This window comes from Pseudomonas sp. PDM18 (genome assembly GCF_014852585.1).
Lineage (GTDB): Bacteria > Pseudomonadota > Gammaproteobacteria > Pseudomonadales > Pseudomonadaceae > Pseudomonas.
The window spans coordinates 233,896-252,370 of the sequence record NZ_JACVBX010000001.1 but is presented as its reverse complement, the minus strand read 5'-3'; the positions used below and the strand labels follow the sequence as shown (position 1 = coordinate 252,370).

At 64.0% G+C, this 18,475-nt stretch carries 16 protein-coding genes and 3 tRNA genes; 16 read left to right on the top strand and 3 right to left on the bottom strand.

What is annotated here, in order from left to right:
* Positions 1-343: 343 nt before the first annotated feature.
* The 14 genes from IB274_RS01125 (at position 344) to IB274_RS01060 (ending at position 14,062) form a co-directional block, all read left to right on the top strand.
* Positions 344-1,564 (top strand): aspartate aminotransferase family protein, encoded by a 1,221-nt coding sequence (locus tag IB274_RS01125; RefSeq protein ID WP_192430287.1) that lies wholly within the window; start codon positions 344-346, stop codon positions 1,562-1,564.
* A gap of 166 nt (positions 1,565-1,730) precedes the next feature.
* Positions 1,731-2,747 (top strand): arginine/ornithine succinyltransferase subunit alpha, encoded by a 1,017-nt coding sequence (aruF, locus tag IB274_RS01120; protein WP_192430286.1) that lies wholly within the window; start codon positions 1,731-1,733, stop codon positions 2,745-2,747.
* Positions 2,748-2,758: 11 nt separating this feature from the next.
* Entirely contained in the window at positions 2,759-3,778 is a 1,020-nt protein-coding gene (astA, locus tag IB274_RS01115; protein WP_192430285.1) for an arginine N-succinyltransferase, read from the top strand.
* Between the two features lie 25 nt (positions 3,779-3,803).
* Positions 3,804-5,270: a succinylglutamate-semialdehyde dehydrogenase gene (gene astD / locus IB274_RS01110; RefSeq protein WP_192430284.1), complete on the top strand. Its 1,467-nt coding sequence runs from the start codon at positions 3,804-3,806 to the stop codon at positions 5,268-5,270.
* Complete coding sequence (astB, locus tag IB274_RS01105; RefSeq protein WP_192430283.1) at positions 5,270-6,616, top strand: N-succinylarginine dihydrolase; 1,347 nt, start codon at positions 5,270-5,272, stop codon at positions 6,614-6,616. Before astD ends, astB begins: the two co-directional genes overlap by 1 nt.
* A gap of 9 nt (positions 6,617-6,625) precedes the next feature.
* Complete coding sequence (locus IB274_RS01100) at positions 6,626-6,907, top strand: hypothetical protein (RefSeq protein ID WP_054907334.1); 282 nt, start codon at positions 6,626-6,628, stop codon at positions 6,905-6,907.
* A gap of 50 nt (positions 6,908-6,957) precedes the next feature.
* Positions 6,958-7,950 carry a succinylglutamate desuccinylase gene (astE, locus tag IB274_RS01095; protein ID WP_192430282.1) on the top strand — a complete coding sequence of 331 codons (993 nt, stop codon included), beginning with the start codon at positions 6,958-6,960 and terminating at the stop codon, positions 7,948-7,950.
* A gap of 140 nt (positions 7,951-8,090) precedes the next feature.
* Complete coding sequence (ltaE, locus tag IB274_RS01090; protein WP_192430281.1) at positions 8,091-9,095, top strand: low-specificity L-threonine aldolase; 1,005 nt, start codon at positions 8,091-8,093, stop codon at positions 9,093-9,095.
* 121 nt (positions 9,096-9,216) lie between these two features.
* Entirely contained in the window at positions 9,217-11,841 is a 2,625-nt protein-coding gene (alaS, locus tag IB274_RS01085; protein ID WP_192430280.1) for an alanine--tRNA ligase, read from the top strand.
* 101 nt (positions 11,842-11,942) lie between these two features.
* Positions 11,943-13,178: an aspartate kinase gene (locus IB274_RS01080; protein WP_045210116.1), complete on the top strand. Its 1,236-nt coding sequence runs from the start codon at positions 11,943-11,945 to the stop codon at positions 13,176-13,178.
* A gap of 186 nt (positions 13,179-13,364) precedes the next feature.
* A complete protein-coding gene (gene csrA, locus IB274_RS01075) occupies positions 13,365-13,550 on the top strand; it encodes a carbon storage regulator CsrA (RefSeq protein WP_003085981.1) in 186 nt (61 codons plus the stop codon).
* A 60-nt stretch (positions 13,551-13,610) separates the two neighbouring features.
* Positions 13,611-13,701 (top strand) — tRNA-Ser (locus IB274_RS01070).
* Between the two features lie 109 nt (positions 13,702-13,810).
* A tRNA-Arg gene (locus IB274_RS01065) sits at positions 13,811-13,887 on the top strand.
* Between the two features lie 98 nt (positions 13,888-13,985).
* A tRNA-Arg gene (locus tag IB274_RS01060) sits at positions 13,986-14,062 on the top strand.
* Positions 14,063-14,129: 67 nt separating this feature from the next.
* On the opposite strand, the gene bamE is transcribed toward IB274_RS01060, so the two are convergent.
* Complete coding sequence (gene bamE / locus IB274_RS01055) at positions 14,130-14,654, bottom strand: outer membrane protein assembly factor BamE (RefSeq protein ID WP_192430279.1); 525 nt, start codon at positions 14,652-14,654, stop codon at positions 14,130-14,132.
* A 322-nt stretch (positions 14,655-14,976) separates the two neighbouring features.
* Between bamE and mgtE the strand changes: the two genes are divergently transcribed.
* Entirely contained in the window at positions 14,977-16,419 is a 1,443-nt protein-coding gene (gene mgtE, locus IB274_RS01050) for a magnesium transporter (protein WP_192430278.1), read from the top strand.
* Positions 16,420-16,541: 122 nt separating this feature from the next.
* Here the strand turns inward: mgtE and amrZ are convergent, their stop codons facing one another.
* On the bottom strand, positions 16,542-16,874 hold the full coding sequence (gene amrZ, locus IB274_RS01045) for a transcriptional regulator AmrZ (RefSeq protein ID WP_017517196.1): 333 nt from the start codon (positions 16,872-16,874) through the stop codon (positions 16,542-16,544).
* Between the two features lie 487 nt (positions 16,875-17,361).
* Between amrZ and phnN the strand changes: the two genes are divergently transcribed.
* Positions 17,362-17,925 carry a phosphonate metabolism protein/1,5-bisphosphokinase (PRPP-forming) PhnN gene (gene phnN, locus IB274_RS01040; protein ID WP_192430277.1) on the top strand — a complete coding sequence of 188 codons (564 nt, stop codon included), beginning with the start codon at positions 17,362-17,364 and terminating at the stop codon, positions 17,923-17,925.
* Positions 17,926-17,927: 2 nt separating this feature from the next.
* On the opposite strand, the gene IB274_RS01035 is transcribed toward phnN, so the two are convergent.
* The gene (locus tag IB274_RS01035) at positions 17,928-18,404 is read right to left on the bottom strand and encodes a GNAT family N-acetyltransferase (RefSeq protein WP_192430276.1); all 477 of its coding nucleotides are present in this window, start codon (positions 18,402-18,404) and stop codon (positions 17,928-17,930) included.
* Between the last annotated feature and the right edge of the window lie 71 nt (positions 18,405-18,475).

Here is an 18,475-nt window from a genome sequence, read left to right as displayed (position 1 = left end):
TCCTGCCGGATGCACCGGCGTAAAGCGGTTCGCGAGCAAGCTCGCTCCTACGAAAAGCATCTCTCCGCCCTAGCACCCTGCTCGCTGCTGCTCAAAAGCCCCTTCCTTCCTTATTCCGATTTCCCCCGTTCGCGCAGCGAACAAATTCCACGCCCGCTTGTACCCGCAGCAGGCCCCAGGCCTTACACTGCGCCTTCCCGACGCTTTCTGTCGCATTTCCGTAAGCCTCGGCAATTCGCGGGTTGGCGCTATAACAAGTTGTCGCATGGCGGCAATGCCGGCCCGCGTATCGTCCCTACAATCCATCCATCGATAGCCGCCTCAACCAGGCAGGAGAACACCGATGTCCGCTCCGCAAGCTCAGGTCCAACGCTCCGACTTCGACCAGGTCATGGTTCCCAACTATTCGCCGGCTGCCTTCATTCCGGTGCGTGGCGAGGGTTCCCGAGTCTGGGATCAGAGCGGCCGAGAGCTGGTGGACTTCGCCGGCGGCATCGCGGTCAGCTCCCTGGGCCACACTCATCCTGCGCTGATGCAGGCGCTGACCGAGCAGGCCGGCAAGATCTGGCACGTCTCCAACGTCTTCACCAACGAGCCGGCCTTGCGCCTGGCCAAGAAGCTGATCGACGCCACCTTCGCCGAGCGCGTGTTCTTCGCCAACTCCGGCGCCGAGGCCAATGAAGCCGCGTTGAAGCTGGCGCGCCGCTACGCCCACGACGTCTACGGCCCCGAGAAGTACGAGATCATCTCGATGGTCAACAGCTTCCACGGCCGTACCCTGTTCACCGTCAACGTCGGTGGCCAGGCCAAGTATTCCGATGGTTTCGGCCCGAAGGTCGAAGGCATCACCCACATCCAGTTCAACGACCTGGAAGCCCTGAAGGCCGCCATTTCCGACAAGACCTGCGCCGTGATCATCGAACCGGTGCAGGGCGAGAGCGGTGTGCTGCCGGCGGACAAGGCTTACCTGGAAGGTGTGCGCAAGCTGTGCGACGAGAACAACGCGCTGCTGATCTTCGATGAAGTGCAGAGCGGCTTCGGTCGTATCGGCTACCTCTACGCCCACCAGTACTACGGCGTAAACCCGGACATCCTCTCCAGCGCCAAGGGCCTGGGCGGCGGCTTCCCGATCGGCGCCATGCTGACTACCGCGAAGATCGCCGAGCACCTGGTCGTCGGCACCCACGGCACCACCTACGGCGGCAACCCGCTGGCGTGCGCCGTCGCCGGTGCGGCGTTCGATGTGATCAACACCCCGGAAGTGCTCGAAGGCGTGAAAGCCAAGCACGAGCGCTTCAAGGTCCGCCTGGAGAAGATCGCCGCCGAGTACGGCATCTTCACCCAGGTGCGCGGCATGGGCATGCTGATCGGCGCGGTGCTCAACGATGCCTTCAAGGGCAAGGCCAAGGACGTGCTCAACGCCGCCGAGAAGGAAGGCGTGATGGTCCTGCAGGCCGGCCCGGATGTGGTGCGTTTCGCGCCCAGCCTGGTGATCCCGGATGCGGACATCGACGAAGGCCTGGATTGCCTCGAGCGCGCCATCGCCAAGCTGACCCGCGGCTGATCCCCCCGGCTACGCTGAATCGGCGGGGCTCGCGCTTCGCCGCTCAACCGGCCGGATCGTCCCGGCCGGTTCCCGAGAATGCCCTGATGAGCGCGGCACAGGCTGTTTCGCGCCCGCGAATCAGAAACCAAGAATCACAATTTTGTCTGGTTAGAGGAGTGACGCCATGCTGGTGATGCGCCCCGCCCAAGTGGCCGACCTGCAGCAAGTGCAGCGTCTCGCCGCGGACAGCCCGGTCGGCGTCACGTCGCTGCCGGACGACGCGGAACGCCTGCGCGAGAAGATTCTCGCCTCGGAGGCCTCGTTCGCCGCCGAAGTGAGCTTCAACGGTGAAGAGAGCTATTTCTTCGTGCTCGAGGACAGCGAGACCGGCCGTCTGGTCGGCTGCTCGGCCATCGTCGCCTCAGCCGGTTTTTCCGAGCCGTTCTACAGCTTCCGCAACGAGACCTTCGTGCACGCTTCCCGCGAGCTGAAGATCCACAACAAGATTCACGTCCTCTCGCTGTGCCATGACCTCACCGGCAACAGCCTGCTGACCAGCTTCTACGTCGAACGCGACCTGGTGAACACGCCGATCGCCGAGCTCAACTCCCGTGGCCGCCTGCTGTTCATGGCCAGCCATCCGGAACGTTTCGCCGATGCAGTGGTGGTGGAGATCGTCGGCTACAGCGACGAGCAAGGTCAGTCGCCGTTCTGGAACGCCATCGGGCGCAACTTCTTCGACCTCGACTACACCGAAGCCGAGAAGCTGTCCGGCCTGAAGAGCCGCACCTTCCTTGCCGAACTGATGCCGCACTATCCGATCTACGTGCCGCTGCTGCCGGACGAGGCGCAGGAAGCGATGGGTCAGGTGCATCCGCGTGCGCAGATCACCTTCGACATCCTGATGCGCGATGGCTTCGAGTCCGAGAACTACGTGGACATCTTCGATGGCGGCCCGGCGTTGCATGCGCGCACCTCGAACATCCGCTCCATCGCCCAGAGCCGCCAGGTGCCGGTACGCATCGGCGCGTCGGGGCATGGCAGCCGCAGTTATCTGGTCACCAACGGCCAGTTGCAGGATTTCCGCGCCATCGTCGCCGAACTCGACTGGGTACCGGGCAAGCCCGTCACCCTGAACCAGGAAACCGCCGATGCCCTGGGCATTGGTGAGGGCGCCAGCGTGCGCCTGGTTGCGATCTGAGGGGAGAGAGCATGATCGTCCGTCCCGTAACCAGCGCCGACCTGCCGGCTCTGTTTGACCTGGCGCGCAGCACCGGCACCGGTCTGACCACCTTGCCGGCCAACGAGCAGCGCCTGCAGCACCGTGTGAGCTGGGCCGAAAAGGCCTTCCGTGGCGAGGCCGAGCGCGCCGACGCCGACTACCTGTTCGTGCTGGAAAACGACGAAGGCAAGGTCGTCGGTATCTCCGCCGTGGCCGGCGCCGTCGGCCTGCGCGAGCCCTGGTACAACTACCGCGTCGGCCTGACCGTCAGCGCCTCCCAGGAGCTGGGCATCCACCGCGAGATTCCCACGCTGTTCCTGGCCAACGACCTCACCGGCCAGTCCGAGCTGTGCTCGCTGTTCCTGCATGCCGATCACCGCGCCGGCCTGAACGGTCGCCTGCTGTCCAAGGCGCGCTTCCTGTTCATCGCCGAGTTCCGCGAACTGTTCGGTGACAAGGTGATCGCCGAGATGCGCGGCATGTCCGATGCCGCCGGGCGCTCGCCATTCTGGGAAAGCCTGGGCCGACACTTCTTCAAGATGGAATTCAGCCAGGCCGACTACCTGACCGGCGTGGGCAACAAGGCGTTCATCGCCGAGCTGATGCCCAAGTTCCCGCTCTACACCTGCTTCCTCTCCGAGGATGCGCGCGAGGTGATCGGCCGTGTCCACGCCGACACCGAGCCGGCGCTGGCGATGCTCAAGGCCGAGGGCTTCAGCTACCAGGGCTATGTCGACATCTTCGACGCCGGCCCGGCCATCGAAGCGCCGACCGAGAAGATTCGCGCCATCGCCGACAGCCAGAGCCTGGTGCTGGCCATCGGCACGCCGGGCGACGACGCCGAGCCCTACCTGATCCACAACCGCAGGCGCGAGGAGTGCCGCATCACCGCGGCCCCGGCGCGCGTGGCCGCCGGCTCGCTGGTGGTCGATGCGCAGACCGCCAAACGCTTGCGCCTGTCCGCCGGGGCTTCGGTCCGCGCGGTGCCCCTCTCCGGAAAACGCAACTGACGCCGCCCGGCGTCAGGGGAGCCTGATGATGAATACCCACTACATTGCCGGCCAGTGGCTGGCGGGCGAAGGCGAGCCTCTGCAATCGCTCTGCCCGGTCAGCCAGGCCGTGGTCTGGTCCGGCCGTGCCGCTTCGCAGCAGCAGGTTGCCGCTGCCGTCGCCGCCGCGCGCAATGCCTTCCCGGCCTGGGCCCGTCGCCCGGTGGAAGAGCGCATCGCCGTGCTGGAGCGCTTCGCCGCCGCTCTCAAGGGCCGCTCCGAGGAAATGGCCCGCGCCATTGGCGAGGAGACCGGCAAGCCGCTGTGGGAAGCCGCCACCGAAGTGACCAGCATGGTCAACAAGGTCGCCATCTCGGTCCAGGCCTTCCGTGAACGCACCGGCGAGAAGAGCGGTCCGCTGGCCGACGCCACTGCGGTGCTGCGTCACAAGCCCCATGGCGTGGTTGCCGTGTTCGGCCCATACAACTTCCCCGGCCACCTGCCCAACGGCCACATCGTCCCGGCCCTGTTGGCGGGCAATGCCGTGGTGTTCAAACCCAGCGAGCTGACCCCGAAGGTCGCCGAGCTGACCCTGCAGGCCTGGATCGAGTCGGGCATTCCCCCTGGCGTGATCAACCTGGTGCAGGGCGCCCGCGATACCGGCGTGGCCCTGGCTGGCAATGACGATATCGACGGTCTGTTCTTCACCGGTTCCAGCCGCACCGGCAACCTGCTGCACAGCCAGTTCGGCGGTCGCCCGCAGAAAATCCTGGCGCTGGAGATGGGCGGCAATAACCCGTTGATCGTCGACGAAGTGAAGGACGTGGATGCTGCCGTCTACACCATCATCCAGTCCGCGTTCATTTCCGCCGGCCAGCGCTGCACCTGCGCCCGCCGCCTGCTGGTGCCGCAGGGCGCCTGGGGCGACGCGTTGATCGAGCGCCTGGTGGCCGTGGCCTCGACCATCAAGGTCGGCCGTTTCGACGAGCAACCGGCGCCGTTCATGGGTTCGGTGATCTCGCTGGCCGCTGCCGAACACCTGATCAAGGCCCAGGAACAACTGCTGGCCAAGGGCGCCAAGCCGCTGCTGGCGATGACCCAGCCGCTGGCCACCGCCGCGCTGCTGACGCCTGGCATCCTCGACGTGACCGCCGTCAGCGAGCGCCCGGACGAAGAATTCTTCGGCCCGCTGCTGCAAGTGATCCGCTACGCCGACTTCGACGCCGCCGTGCGTGAAGCCAATGCCACCCAGTACGGCCTCGCCGCCGGCCTGCTGTCGGATTCCCGCGACCGCTACGAGGACTTCCTCATCGAGAGCCGCGCCGGCATCGTCAACTGGAACAAGCAACTGACCGGCGCCGCCAGCAGCGCGCCGTTCGGCGGCATCGGCGCCTCCGGCAACCATCGCCCGAGCGCCTACTACGCCGCCGACTACTGCGCGTACCCGGTGGCTTCGCTGGAAAGCGACAGCCTGAGCCTGCCTGCAACCCTGACTCCGGGAGTGAGCCTGTGATGACCGCCTATGAAATGAACTTCGATGGTCTGGTCGGGCCGACGCACAACTACGGCGGGCTGTCCTACGGCAACGTGGCCTCGCAGAGCAACAGCCAGGCGGCCTCCAACCCGCGCGAGGCGGCGAAGCAGGGCCTGTCGAAGATGAAGGCGCTGATGGAGATGGGCTTCAAGCAGGGCGTGTTCGCCCCGCAGGAACGTCCGGCCGTTGCCTCGCTGCGCGCCCTGGGCTTCTCCGGCAGCGACGCCGAAGTGATCGCCAAGGCGGCGAAAGAGGCCATGCCGCTGCTCGCCGCCGTCAGCTCGGCGTCCTGCATGTGGACCGCCAACGCTGCCACCGTCAGCCCAGGTGCCGACACCGCCGATGGCCGCGTGCACTTCACCGCCGCCAACCTGAACTGCAAGTTCCATCGTTCCATCGAGCATCCGCAGACCAGCCGCATCCTCGCCGCGATGTTCAACGACGAGAAACACTTCGCCCACCACGCCGCTCTGCCGGCAGTCGCCCAGTTCGGCGATGAGGGCGCGGCCAACCACACGCGCTTCTGCAAGTCCTATGGCGAAGCCGGCGTGGAATTCTTCGTGTTCGGTCGCAGCGCCTTCGACAGCCGCTTCCCGGCGCCGCAGCGCTACCCGGCGCGGCAGACCCTGGAAGCCTGCCAGGCGGTCGCCCGCCTGCACGGCCTGAGCGATGACGGCGTGGTCTACGCCCAGCAGAACCCGGCGGTGATCGACCAGGGCGTGTTCCATAACGACGTGATTGCGGTCGGCAATGGCGAAGTGCTGTTCCACCACGAAGACGCCTTCCTCGACACCGAGCGCGTGCTCGCCGAGTTGCACGACAAGCTCGGACGCCTTGGCGGCCGGTTCCGCGCCGTGTGCGTGCCGCGCGACCAGGTCGCCGTCGAGGACGCGGTGAAGTCCTACCTGTTCAACAGCCAACTGCTCACCCGTGCCGACGGCAACATGTTGCTGATCGTCCCGGAGGAGTGCCGCAAGAACGAGCGCGTCTGGAGCTACCTGTCGCGCCTGACCGCTGAGGATGGCCCGATCCGCGAGGTTAAGGTGTTCGACCTCAAGCAGAGCATGCAGAACGGTGGCGGCCCCGCCTGCCTGCGCCTGCGCGTGGCGTTGACCGACAAGGAGCTGGCAGCGGTCAATCCGGGCGTCATCATGACCCCGACCCTGCACGACACCCTGGTCACCTGGGTCGACAAGCACTACCGCGATCGCCTGGCCGAAACCGATCTGGCCGATCCGCAACTGCTCGTCGAGTGCCGGACGGCGTTGGATGAATTGAGCCAGATCCTTAAACTGGGCTCGGTTTATCCCTTCCAGCAGATTTGAGTAACTGACATGACCGAAAGCCTCCCGCTGATTCTCGAAGACAACAAGGGCGAGCGCCGCGAGACCCATACCGCGCGCCTGGCCATCCGCCTGGAAGGGCGCGAGCTGTGGCTGGAGGCCGACGGCAAGGGCGGCCTGGTGATCTACGCCGACTCCCATGAGGACGACGCCGAGATCCCGCTGCTGGTGGTGCGCCCGCAGGCGGTGAACCAGTTGGGTCTGAGCCTTGAGCTGGAAGCCGCCGAAGTCCACGAACATGGTCCAGACTGTGGATGTGACCATCACCACTGATCGCGGAGCCCGCGGCCGCTCCGGCCGCGGGGAATGATGGAGGCGTCCGCATGCTAGCTCTGGGCAAATTGCTCGAACTGACCCTCGCCGGCCGTGAGCCGACGGAAAAGATCCAGCTCACCGCCGATGGCACCCGTCTGCACTGGCTGGCTGAAGGCGCCCTCGAAGTCACTCCGCCGGTGGCGCGCGACAATGGCCGCGACCTGCTGCTCTCGGCAGGCATCCACGGCAACGAGACGGCCCCCATCGAACTGCTCGACCGCCTGGTGCACCGCATCGCCCGTGGCGAGCTGAAGCCGGCGTCGCGGGTGCTGTTCCTGCTCGGCAATCCCGAGGCCATGCGCCGTGGCGAGCGTTACCTGGAGCAGGACATCAACCGCCTGTTCTGCGGTCGCCACGAGGAGGGCAGCGGCAACGAGGCCCTGCGTGCGTCGGAGCTGGAGCGCCTGGCTGCCGCGTTCTTCGCCCGCGAGGGCCGCCCGCGCCTGCACTACGACCTGCACACCGCCATCCGGGGCTCGAAGATCGAGCAGTTCGCGCTCTACCCCTGGGCCAGCGGCCGCGAGCACTCCCGCGACGAGCTGGCGCGCCTGCGCAGCGCCGGCATCGATGCGGTACTGCTGCAAAGCAAGCCGGGCATCACCTTCAGCGCCTACACCTACAGCCAGCTCGGCGCCGAGGCGTTCACCCTGGAGCTGGGCAAGGCGCGGCCGTTCGGGCAGAACCAAGCGGTGAACCTGGATCGTCTCGAAATCATGCTGCAAGGCGTGATCAGTGGCCAGGAGGTGGACGGGGCGCAAATGGACGGCCTGCAGCTGTTCGCCGTCTCCCGCGAGGTGATTAAGCACAGCGACCACTTCCGCCTGCACCTGGACGACGCGGTGGACAACTTCACCGAGCTGGACCACGGCTTCCTGCTCGCCGAGGACATCGGCGGCACCCGCTGGATCGTGGAAGAGCAGGGCGCGCGGATCATCTTCCCAAACCCGCGGGTGAAGAACGGTCTGCGCGCCGGCATCCTGGTGGTCCCAACCGAGCTCTGACCGGCTTTTCGTAGGCTCGCGAACCCCGTGCGCGGAACGTTCGCGAGCAAGCTCGCTTCTACTGTTGCTCCAAGCCTTGTTCCGTCTCTGGCGAGCGCTTAGCATCGGCCTTTCCGCCTGATTGCCCAAGGAGCTCCGCCATGTCCATCATCGACCTTCGCAGCGACACCGTGACCCTGCCCACCGCCGGCATGCGCGAGGCGATGGCGCGGGCCGAACTGGGCGATGACGTCTACGGCGAAGACCCGACGGTGAACCGCCTGGAGGCGACCCTGGCCGAGCGCCTGGGTTTTGCCGCCGCGCTGTTCGTGCCCACTGGCACCATGAGCAACCTGCTCGGCCTGATGGCCCATTGCGGCCGGGGCGACGAGTACATCGTCGGCCAGCAGGCCCACACCTATAAATATGAAGGCGGCGGCGCCGCGGTACTGGGCTCGATCCAGCCGCAGCCCATCGATGGCGAAGCCGACGGCTCGCTGGACCTGGCCAAGGTCGAGGCGGCGATCAAGCAGGACGATTTCCACTTCGCCCGCACTCGCCTGCTGGCGCTGGAAAACACCATGCAGGGCAAGGTCCTGCCGCTGACCTACCTGGCCGCCGCACGGGAGCTGACCCGCCGCCGTGGCCTGGCGCTGCACCTGGACGGCGCGCGCCTGTACAACGCGGCGGTGAAGCTGGGCGTGGATGCCCGCGAGATCACCCGTCACTTCGACTCCGTCTCGGTGTGCCTGTCCAAGGGGCTCGGCGCGCCGGTGGGGTCGGTGCTCTGCGGCGATGCCGAGCTGATCGGCCGCGCGCGCCGGCTGCGCAAGATGGTCGGCGGCGGCATGCGCCAGGCCGGTGGTCTCGCGGCTGCGGCGCTGTATGCGCTGGACCATCAGGTCGAGCGCCTGGCCGAGGACCACGCCAACGCCGAAGCGCTGGGCCGTGGCCTGGCGGAACTGGGCTACGCCATCGAGCCGGTGCAGACCAACATGGTCTACGTCGGCATCGGCGAGCAGGCCGGCGCGCTGGGCGAGCACCTGGTCGAACGCGGCATTCGTGTCAGCCCGGCGGCGCGCCTGCGGCTGGTCACCCACCTGGATGTGAAAAACGCCGATATCCCGCGTATCGTCGAAGCTTTTGCCGCCTTTCGTCGTTCCTGACAGAAATTATTGCGCGATAGGGGTTAACTATCGCGCAAAGACACTACAACCTTGATGCGGGGCCGATATAATGCGGCCCTTTGCCGGCGATTCGTGGCCGCATTTTTCCGTGGAAGAACCTATGAAAAGCGCTGAAATCCGTGAAGCCTTCCTCCGCTTCTTCGAAGAGAAGGGGCACACCCGCGTAGCGTCCAGTTCGCTGATCCCCGCGAACGACCCGACCCTGCTGTTCACCAACGCAGGCATGAACCAGTTCAAGGACTGCTTCCTGGGCCTGGAAAAGCGCGCCTACACCCGCGCTACCACCAGCCAGAAGTGCGTGCGTGCCGGCGGCAAGCACAACGACCTGGAAAACGTCGGTTATACCGCGCGCCACCACACCTTCTTCGAAATGCTGGGTAACTTCAGCTTCGGCGACTATTTCAAGCGCGACGCGATCACCTACGCCTGGGAATTCCTGACCTCGGACAAGTGGCTGAACCTGCCCAAGGAAAAGCTCTGGGTGACCGTCTATGCCAGCGATGACGAGGCGTACGACATCTGGACCCAGGAAGTCGGCATTCCCGCCGAGCGCATGGTCCGCATCGGCGACAACAAGGGCGCCCCTTACGCTTCGGACAACTTCTGGGCAATGGGCGACACCGGTCCGTGCGGCCCGTGCACCGAGATCTTCTTCGACCACGGCGCCGACATCTGGGGCGGCCCGCCCGGCTCGCCGGAAGAAGACGGCGACCGCTACATCGAGATCTGGAACAACGTGTTCATGCAGTTCAACCGCACCGCGGACGGCGTCATGCACCCGCTGCCGGCGCCGAGTGTTGACACCGGCATGGGCCTTGAGCGCATCAGCGCCGTACTGCAGCACGTCCACTCGAACTACGAGATCGACCTGTTCCAGAGCCTGCTGAAAGCTTCGGCCGAGGCCATCGGTTGCGCCAACGACGACGCACCGTCGCTGAAAGTGGTTGCCGACCACATCCGTTCCTGCGGCTTCCTGATCGCCGACGGCGTGCTGCCGTCCAACGAAGGCCGCGGCTACGTGCTGCGCCGCATCATCCGTCGCGCCTGCCGCCACGGTAACAAGCTGGGCGCCAAGGGCACCTTCTTCCACAAGATCGTCGCCGCCCTGGTTGGCGAGATGGGCGAAGCCTTCGTCGAGCTCAAGCAGCAGCAGGCGCACATCGAGCGCGTGCTGAAGACCGAGGAAGAGCAGTTCGCCAAGACCCTGGAGCAGGGCCTGAAGATCCTCGAGCAGGACCTGTCCGAGCTCAAGGGCAGCGTCATCCCCGGCAACGTGGTGTTCAAGCTGTACGACACCTACGGCTTTCCGGTGGACCTGACCAACGACATCGCCCGCGAGCGCAGCCTGACCCTCGACGAGGAAGGCTTCGAGCGCGAGATGGAGGCCCAGCGCGAGCGTGCCCGCTCCGCCAGCGCCTTCGGCATGGACTACAACAGCCTGGTGAAAGTGGATGGCGACACCCGCTTCCTCGGCTACCAGGGCGTTTCCGGCGCCGGCCAGATCATCGCCCTGTTCAAGGACGGCAAGGCCGTCGAGCAGCTGGGTGAAGGCGAGGAAGGCGTGGTCGTCCTCGACCAGACTCCGTTCTACGCCGAATCCGGCGGCCAGGTTGGCGACAGCGGCTACCTTGAAGCTGCCGGCGTGCGCTTCGATGTGCGCGATACCACCAAGGCTGGCGGCGCTCACCTGCACCACGGTGTGGTTGCCCAGGGCAGCCTGACCGTTGGCGCTGCCGTGAAGGCCGAGGTCGATGCCTCGGTGCGCCAGGCCACCGCGCTGAACCACTCCGCTACCCACCTGCTGCACGCTGCGCTGCGCCAGGTACTGGGCGATCACGTCCAGCAGAAGGGCTCGCTGGTCGATAGCCAGCGCCTGCGCTTCGACTTCAGCCACTTCGAGGCGATCAAGCCCGAGCAACTGAAGCAGCTGGAAGACATCGTCAACCGCGAAATCCGCAAGAACTCCGAGGTCGAGACCGAAGAGACCGACATCGAATCCGCCAAGAACAAGGGCGCCATGGCGCTTTTCGGCGAGAAGTACGGTGATCAGGTGCGCGTGCTGAGCATGGGCGGCAAGTTCTCCGTCGAACTGTGCGGCGGCACCCATGTGTCCCGCACCGGCGATATCGGCCTGTTCAAGATCACCAGCGAAGGCGGTGTGGCTTCCGGCGTGCGCCGTATCGAAGCGGTCACCGGCGGCGCTGCGCTGGCCTACCTCAATGGCGCCGAGGAGCAGCTCAAGGAAGCGGCCGGTCTGGTCAAGGGCAGCCGTGACAACCTGCTGGACAAGCTCTCTGGCTTGATCGAGCGCAACCGTCAGCTGGAAAAAGAGCTGGAACAGCTCAAGGCCAAGGCTGCCAGCGCAGCCGGCGACGACCTGGCGGGTTCCGCCATGGAAGTCGGTGGTGTGAAGGTGCTGTCCTCTCGTCTCGATGGCCTCGACGGCAAGGCGCTGCTGGCGCTGGTCGACCAGTTGAAGAACAAGCTGGGCAGCGGCGTGATCCTGCTGGGCGGCGTGTTCGAGGAGAAGGTCGTGCTGGTCGCCGGTGTGACCCAGGACCTGACCGCCAAGCTGAAAGCGGGCGATCTGATGAAGCAGGCCGCTGCGGCCGTGGGCGGGAAGGGTGGTGGTCGCCCGGACATGGCCCAGGGCGGTGGCGTCGATGCCGGCAAGCTGGACGAGGCTCTGGCGCTGGCAGTGAAATTTGTCGAACAGGGCCTCTAAAGGCCCTGAAATACGGGGCCCGCAGCGCGTCCGGCGGGCCTTGGCAGCATGCGGTGATGCATGTTTAATGGGCGCCCTTCAGGAATCAGGCGGCTTTTGAAATGGCTTTGATCGTACAGAAGTTTGGAGGGACCTCCGTCGGCACCGTCGAGAGAATCGAGCAGGTAGCCGAGAAGGTGAAGAAATTCCGTGAAGCGGGTGACGACATCGTCGTGGTGGTGTCCGCCATGAGCGGCGAGACCAACCGCCTGATTGGTCTGGCGAAACAGATCATGGACCAGCCGATTCCGCGCGAGCTGGATGTGATGGTCTCCACCGGCGAGCAGGTGACCATCGCCCTGCTGAGCATGGCGCTGATGAAGCGCGGCGTGCCGGCGGTTTCCTACACCGGTAATCAGGTCCGTATCCTGACCGACAGTTCCCACACCAAGGCGCGTATCCTGAGCATCGACGATGCGAACATTCGCGCAGATCTGAAGGCCGGCCGTGTGGTTGTTGTCGCTGGTTTCCAGGGGGTGGACGAGCAGGGGAACATCACTACCCTCGGTCGTGGCGGTTCCGACACCACCGGCGTAGCCCTGGCGGCGGCACTGAAGGCCGACGAGTGCCAGATCTACACCGACGTCGATGGCGTCTACACCACCGACCCGCGCGTCGTGCCGCAGGCGCGTCGCCTGGACAAGATTACCTTCGAAGAGATGCTGGAAATGGCCAGCCTCGGTTCCAAGGTGCTGCAGATCCGCTCGGTGGAATTCGCCGGCAAGTACAACGTCCCGCTGCGCGTGCTGCACAGCTTCCAGGAGGGTCCGGGCACCCTCATTACCCTTGATGAAGAGGAATCCATGGAACAGCCGATCATCTCCGGCATCGCCTTCAATCGCGACGAAGCCAAGCTGACCATCCGTGGCGTACCGGATACTCCCGGCGTTGCTTTCAAGATTCTCGGCCCGATCAGTGCCGCCAATGTAGAAGTCGACATGATCGTGCAGAACGTTGCGCACGATAACACCACCGACTTCACCTTCACCGTGCACCGCAACGACTACCAGGCCGCCCTGGAAATCCTCAAGCAGACCGCCGTCACCATCGGTGCGCGTGAAGCTACCGGCGACACCAACATCGCCAAGGTTTCCATCGTCGGCGTCGGCATGCGTTCCCACGCTGGTGTCGCCAGCCGAATGTTCGAAGCCCTGGCCAAGGAAACCATCAACATCCAGATGATCTCCACCTCGGAAATCAAGGTTTCCGTGGTCATCGAAGAGAAGTACCTCGAGTTGGCGGTCCGTGCCCTGCACACCGCTTTCGAACTCGACGCCCCGGCCCGACAGGGCGAGTAAGGCGAGATATACCGAAAGGCGCGGCTACCCCGCGCCTTTTGTCGTTTTTGACTGTCTGACAGGAACTTTCTTTCCGGCAGGACTGGTCAATACTTGGGTGAAGGATTCGCGCACTTGATCTATACGAATCTGCCACCATTTCTTTTTTTGCAGACTGCTTATCCCGTAACACGTAAGGAGAAAGGAATGCTGATTCTGACACGCCGGGTCGGAGAGACCCTGATGGTCGGTGATGACGTCACCGTGACTGTATTGGGCGTCAAAGGTAATCAGGTGCGTATCGGTGTGAATGCGCCGAAGGAAGTTGCTGTGCACCGTGAGGAAATCTACCAGCGCATCCAGAAAGAGAAAGACCAAGAACCAAACCATTAATTTTTCTAAAATTTTTCTTTGCAAACGGGGAAAACATGGATATCATGCGCCCCGTGTTGCGGAGAGGTGGCCGAGTGGCCGAAGGCGCTCCCCTGCTAAGGGAGTACACCTCAAAAGGGTGTCGGGGGTTCGAATCCCCCCCTCTCCGCCATTGCATCATCTGGTGCGATGAGTTGTCCGGTTACGTAAGTGACTGAAAAGATTAAAAAATCTTGTTGACAGATTAGAAGAATCGCCCTAGAATTTGCGTCCTCATCAGCGCACTCATAGCTCAGCTGGATAGAGTACTCGGCTACGAACCGAGCGGTCGGAGGTTCGAATCCTCCTGAGTGCGCCATATAAGAGGCAACGCGAAAGCGGGGCTTCAGTGGCGAAAGGGCTGAAAAGCCATTAGCTGCAACCAGTTGGTGAATCTGGTTAAACTTTGCCAACGACGCACTCATAGCTCAGCTGGATAGAGTACTCGGCTACGAACCGAGCGGTCGGAGGTTCGAATCCTCCTGAGTGCGCCATATACGAAAGGGCCTGCAGAAATGCAGGCCCTTTTTCTTTGCCTTCCAAAAAGAGTGGGCAAGTTGGTCAGCGCTTCGACTTGCCCATCACGCAACCATCCTCGTCGAAGGTCACGGTACGTGCACCGCGCTTCTTGTCCGCCTCATAGTGATAGCGCAGTGTCTCGTTGTGCTGGCTGGTCCTGTCCGGCCTTCCCAGGGCGCTCTCCACGTCGCGGCGGGTCATTCCCGTCTTCACACTGCCCTCGATGATTGCCTTGCGCCGCGCGCTGCCCGTGACGCGGTTGCCGCAGCCATTCTGCTGTTCGCCAACGACCACGACCGCCTCTCGCTCGGCTTCCTTGCGCTGGCCCCTGTTACGCGCCGCAGGCTTCTGGGGAGCGGATACCTGCGGAGTCGCCATTGGCACCGGCTCGCTGCTACCGGGCGTGGGGTTGTTCGCTTCTTGGATTTCCTGTTGTCGCTCCACCGGGCAGCCATACTGACTGAACAGCACGTTGCCATCGGCCGCCGTGCAGCGGAACACTGAGGCCGCCTCGCAGGTCGGTACCAGTGGAATCAGGATTGAGCAGAGCAGGGCAGGCAGGCGCATGGTTTCCTCCGTGATGGCGGGCCTGCGTGCAGCCTAGGAGTGGAAATTGTCAGTCGGAGCCGGGTGTCCTGTGGGAGCTTTCGGGCGTCGAACCGAGCAGTGATTCGCCAATGAACTTTCGCCTGCAAGCGATTGTTCTGGCCGCCATTTTGTAACGCCTAATACACCCCGGAGTGTTATCATTTCCCGCATCTGCCCTCGATGGGCGCATGGGACACCACCATGGACTTACCCAGTAGTTACTCAGAACCCCGATTGCGTACACACGACCTGATGTATTGATCCCCTCTGGCCCGTTCTGCCACTGGGGGTGGAGCGTGCTATGACCGAAGTAGAAGCCAAGAAGCCGCAGGAAAGCCTGCAGGACCGCCTCAACCAGGTGGTCGACCTGCTGCACAAGCACAAGCTGGTGGAAGACCTGACGCACCGTCAGGAAGGCCAGCATCAAGACCTCGTCGAAAACCTCGTGCACCGCCAGAACCTGGCGGAACTCCAGCGCAAGCTGGAAGAGCTGCACCCGGCCGACATCGCCCACATCCTCGAATCCCTTCCGCTGGATGACCGACTGACGGTCTGGCAACTGGTCAAGGCCGAGCGCGACGGCGACATCCTCCTCGAAGTGTCCGACTCCGTGCGGGAAACCCTGATCGCCGACATGGACGATCACGAGATCCTCGCTGCGGCCAGGGACATGGACGCCGACGAACTCGCGGACCTCGCGCCGGAACTGCCGCGCGATGTGGTCCACGAGCTGATGGAAAGCCTCGACCAGCAGCAGCGCGAGCGTGTGCGTTCTGCGCTGTCCTACGAGGAAGACCAGGTCGGCGCGCTGATGGACTTCGAGATGGTCACCATCCGCGATGACGTCAGCCTTGAAGTGGTGCTGCGCTACCTGCGTCGCCTGAAGGAGCTGCCGGGCCATACCGACAAGCTTTTCGTGGTCGACTACGACGGCGTGCTCAAGGGCGTTCTGCCGATCAAGCGCCTGCTGGTGAACGATCCGGACAAGGACGTGGCTGAAGTCATGGCCACCGATCCGGTGACTTTCACACCCGATGAGGACGGTTACGACGCCGCCCAGGCGTTCGAGCGTTACGACCTGATTTCTGCCCCTGTGGTGGACAAGAATGGCAAGCTCATCGGCCGTCTGACCATCGACGAGATGGTCGACCTGATCCGTGAGGAAAGCGAAAGCGAAGTCCTGAACATGGCCGGTCTGCGTGAAGAGGAAGATATCTTCGCCTCGGTCTGGAAGTCGGTCGGCAACCGTTGGGCCTGGCTGGCCACCAACCTGGTCACCGCCTTCATCGCCTCGCGGGTGATCGGCCTGTTCGAAGGCTCCATCGAGAAGCTGGTGGCGCTGGCAGCGTTGATGCCCATCGTGGCCGGCATCGGTGGCAACTCCGGCAACCAGACCATCACCATGATCGTCCGCGCCATGGCGCTGGACCAGATCCAGACCAGCAGCGCCAACCGTCTGCTGCGCAAGGAGTTGGGCGTGGCGCTGGTGAACGGCCTGGTATGGGGTGGGGTGATCGGCCTGGTCGCCTTCTACCTGTACGGCAACTGGGAGCTGGGTGCTGTAATGACCGGCGCCATGACGCTGAACCTGCTGCTTGCCGCGCTGATGGGCGTGCTGATCCCGATGACGCTGCTGCGCCTGGGGCGCGATCCGGCGATGGGCTCCAGCGTGATGATTACCGCCATGACCGACAGCGGCGGCTTCTTCATCTTCCTCGGATTGGCCACGCTATTCCTGATGTAGCGCCAGTTCCGCCGAAAAGGCCGCCGCGAGGCGGCTTTTTTGCCTCTCGTTATGCGCCACCCGTAAATCGTGGACATGAAAAAGCCGGCTCGGGGCCGGCTGTTTCGGGTGTCGCGAACGAATCAGGCGTCGTTCTGTGCCATCTCGGCATCGTGCGCGATCAAAGCGATCAGCGCGTTCTGCTGACGATGGGTCAGCTGGCGGAAGCGCTGCAGCAGTTCGCGTTCGTGCAGGCTGAGTTCCGGGCTGTCGAGGCGGATGCCCAGATTGTCCTGCAGCGCACCTTCCTGCAGCAGGCTCTGTTCGAGACGCGCGATGATCTCGGAGTTCATGCTGCGGTGGTGGCTGCGAGCGACGTCGGCGATACGCTCACGCATGCCTTCGGGCAGACGTACGACGAACTTGTCAGCGGTACGGCTGGAGTAGGTGGGGGTTGCCTGTTTCAATGGGCGCATACTTTAAACCTGTAAGTCAGGGAGGCCGATGCCATGGGTCAGCGTTCGTTCAGGCCCTTTGACAGCGATTTCCAGTGGCCGTTCAGCGCGTCGTCAAAGCTTTTGAAAAAATATCCAATAACTTGACGTCAAACCTTCGGCATATTGTGTCTTGGGTGAAGGCTAAATGCCAGCACCAATCGTCCGAAATGAGACCGCCTAGGCAGACCCTTCTTTGGATTGGAGTTGAAGGGAAAGCTGGTGATGTGCCCGTCTCAGTCAGCGTAGTCGATATGTACCGTGCGCCTGCCTGCCGTTAGGCAGCCTGATGGGGGCACTTCGTCGCGGATGGCCATGATGGCACAGCGTTTGGTGGTGAGTCAGGGGTGGTGGGTTCGAGCGGGCGTCGATATCGGGTTTTCACTGATATCGCACAAGGCTCGGAGTATTATCCGCCCCGCGGATCAGAATTGAAGTAGCGCCGAGCCGCCGGCGTACCGAGAGTCTCATGACCCCAGGCAGACTGATTTTCCTGATGGGCCCTTCGGGTTCCGGAAAGGACAGCGTGTTGCAGGCCGCCAGCGCTCCGTTGGCCGCAATGGATTGCCGGATCGTCCGGCGCGTCATCACTCGTTCCGCCGAGGCGCGGGGTGAAGAAGCGCACTCGGTAAGCGTCGACGAATTCACCGCGCTGGAGCGCTCCGGCGCCTTCGCCATGAGCTGGCGCGCCAATGGCCTGCATTACGGCATACCCCGCGAGATAGATGACTGGCTCGCTGCCGGCCACGACGTGCTGGTCAATGGTTCGCGCAAGTACCTGCCCGAGGCCCGCCGTCGTTATCCGCGGCTGATCGCGGTGCTGCTGAAGGTCGATGCCGACGTGCTGCGCCAGCGTCTGCTCAAGCGCGGGCGGGAGACGCTGGCGGAAATCGAGGAGCGCTTGGCGCGCAACGCGCATTTTGCCGATGGCCTGCCCGGGCCGCTGGTGGAGCTGGACAATTCGGTGTCCCTGGATGTGACGGTCAGCCACCTTCTGGACCTGCTCGATCCTTCGGATGCCCAGGCCAGCTGAGGTCAGTCCAGGCTCAGCGACAGGCTGACGCCGTGAGGCGCGAAGCCCATCGCCGCATAGAAGCGGTGCGCCATTTCCCGGTCCTGGTGACTGGAGAGCGCCAGTTTGTAGCACTTCCAGTCCCGAGCCCATTCCACCGCCCGGCCAATCAGCGCCTGGCCTATGCCCTGTCCGCGTGCGCGGCTGTCCACCACCATGTCCTCGAGGATTGCCGAGCGGGCGAAGCCATGGGCGATGTGTTCGATCAGGTGCAGGGTGCAGGTGCCGAGCAAGACACCATCGCGCTCGGCGATCAGCGTCACTCGCGAGGGTTGCTGGTCGCTCAGGGCGAGGGCGAGCAGCGCGGTGTCGGGCAGCGGGTCACGCGCCCCCAGTTGCTGCAGCAGCGGAGCAAGCGCCGCCGCATCATCGGCCGTGGCGACGCGCACATCGAAGGTAGCGAAAGGGGAATCGGGCAGGGCGCCGTCGTCTGTGGTCATGGTGATTCTCCGGCTGACGGCGAAATTATGGACCGCGACGGTGGCGGCGGCATGACAAATCGCTTGTCGGT

Bases quoted from the DNA above. Each gene is read 5' to 3' on its own strand.
- ltaE (WP_192430281.1), top strand. From the start codon at position 8,091: ATGTCCATCATCGACCTTCGCAGCGACACCGTGACCCTGCCCACCGCC.
- aruF (WP_192430286.1), top strand. From the start codon at position 1,731: ATGCTGGTGATGCGCCCCGCCCAAGTGGCCGACCTGCAGCAAGTGCAG.
- IB274_RS01125 (WP_192430287.1), top strand. From the start codon at position 344: ATGTCCGCTCCGCAAGCTCAGGTCCAACGCTCCGACTTCGACCAGGTC.
- mgtE (WP_192430278.1), top strand. From the start codon at position 14,977: ATGACCGAAGTAGAAGCCAAGAAGCCGCAGGAAAGCCTGCAGGACCGC.
- astA (WP_192430285.1), top strand. From the start codon at position 2,759: ATGATCGTCCGTCCCGTAACCAGCGCCGACCTGCCGGCTCTGTTTGAC.
- csrA (WP_003085981.1), top strand. From the start codon at position 13,365: ATGCTGATTCTGACACGCCGGGTCGGAGAGACCCTGATGGTCGGTGAT.
- alaS (WP_192430280.1), top strand. From the start codon at position 9,217: ATGAAAAGCGCTGAAATCCGTGAAGCCTTCCTCCGCTTCTTCGAAGAG.
- IB274_RS01080 (WP_045210116.1), top strand. From the start codon at position 11,943: ATGGCTTTGATCGTACAGAAGTTTGGAGGGACCTCCGTCGGCACCGTC.
- astD (WP_192430284.1), top strand. From the start codon at position 3,804: ATGATGAATACCCACTACATTGCCGGCCAGTGGCTGGCGGGCGAAGGC.
- phnN (WP_192430277.1), top strand. From the start codon at position 17,362: ATGACCCCAGGCAGACTGATTTTCCTGATGGGCCCTTCGGGTTCCGGA.
- astB (WP_192430283.1), top strand. From the start codon at position 5,270: ATGACCGCCTATGAAATGAACTTCGATGGTCTGGTCGGGCCGACGCAC.
- astE (WP_192430282.1), top strand. From the start codon at position 6,958: ATGCTAGCTCTGGGCAAATTGCTCGAACTGACCCTCGCCGGCCGTGAG.
- amrZ (WP_017517196.1), bottom strand. From the start codon at position 16,874: ATGCGCCCATTGAAACAGGCAACCCCCACCTACTCCAGCCGTACCGCT.
- bamE (WP_192430279.1), bottom strand. From the start codon at position 14,654: ATGCGCCTGCCTGCCCTGCTCTGCTCAATCCTGATTCCACTGGTACCG.
- IB274_RS01100 (WP_054907334.1), top strand. From the start codon at position 6,626: ATGACCGAAAGCCTCCCGCTGATTCTCGAAGACAACAAGGGCGAGCGC.
- IB274_RS01035 (WP_192430276.1), bottom strand. From the start codon at position 18,404: ATGACCACAGACGACGGCGCCCTGCCCGATTCCCCTTTCGCTACCTTC.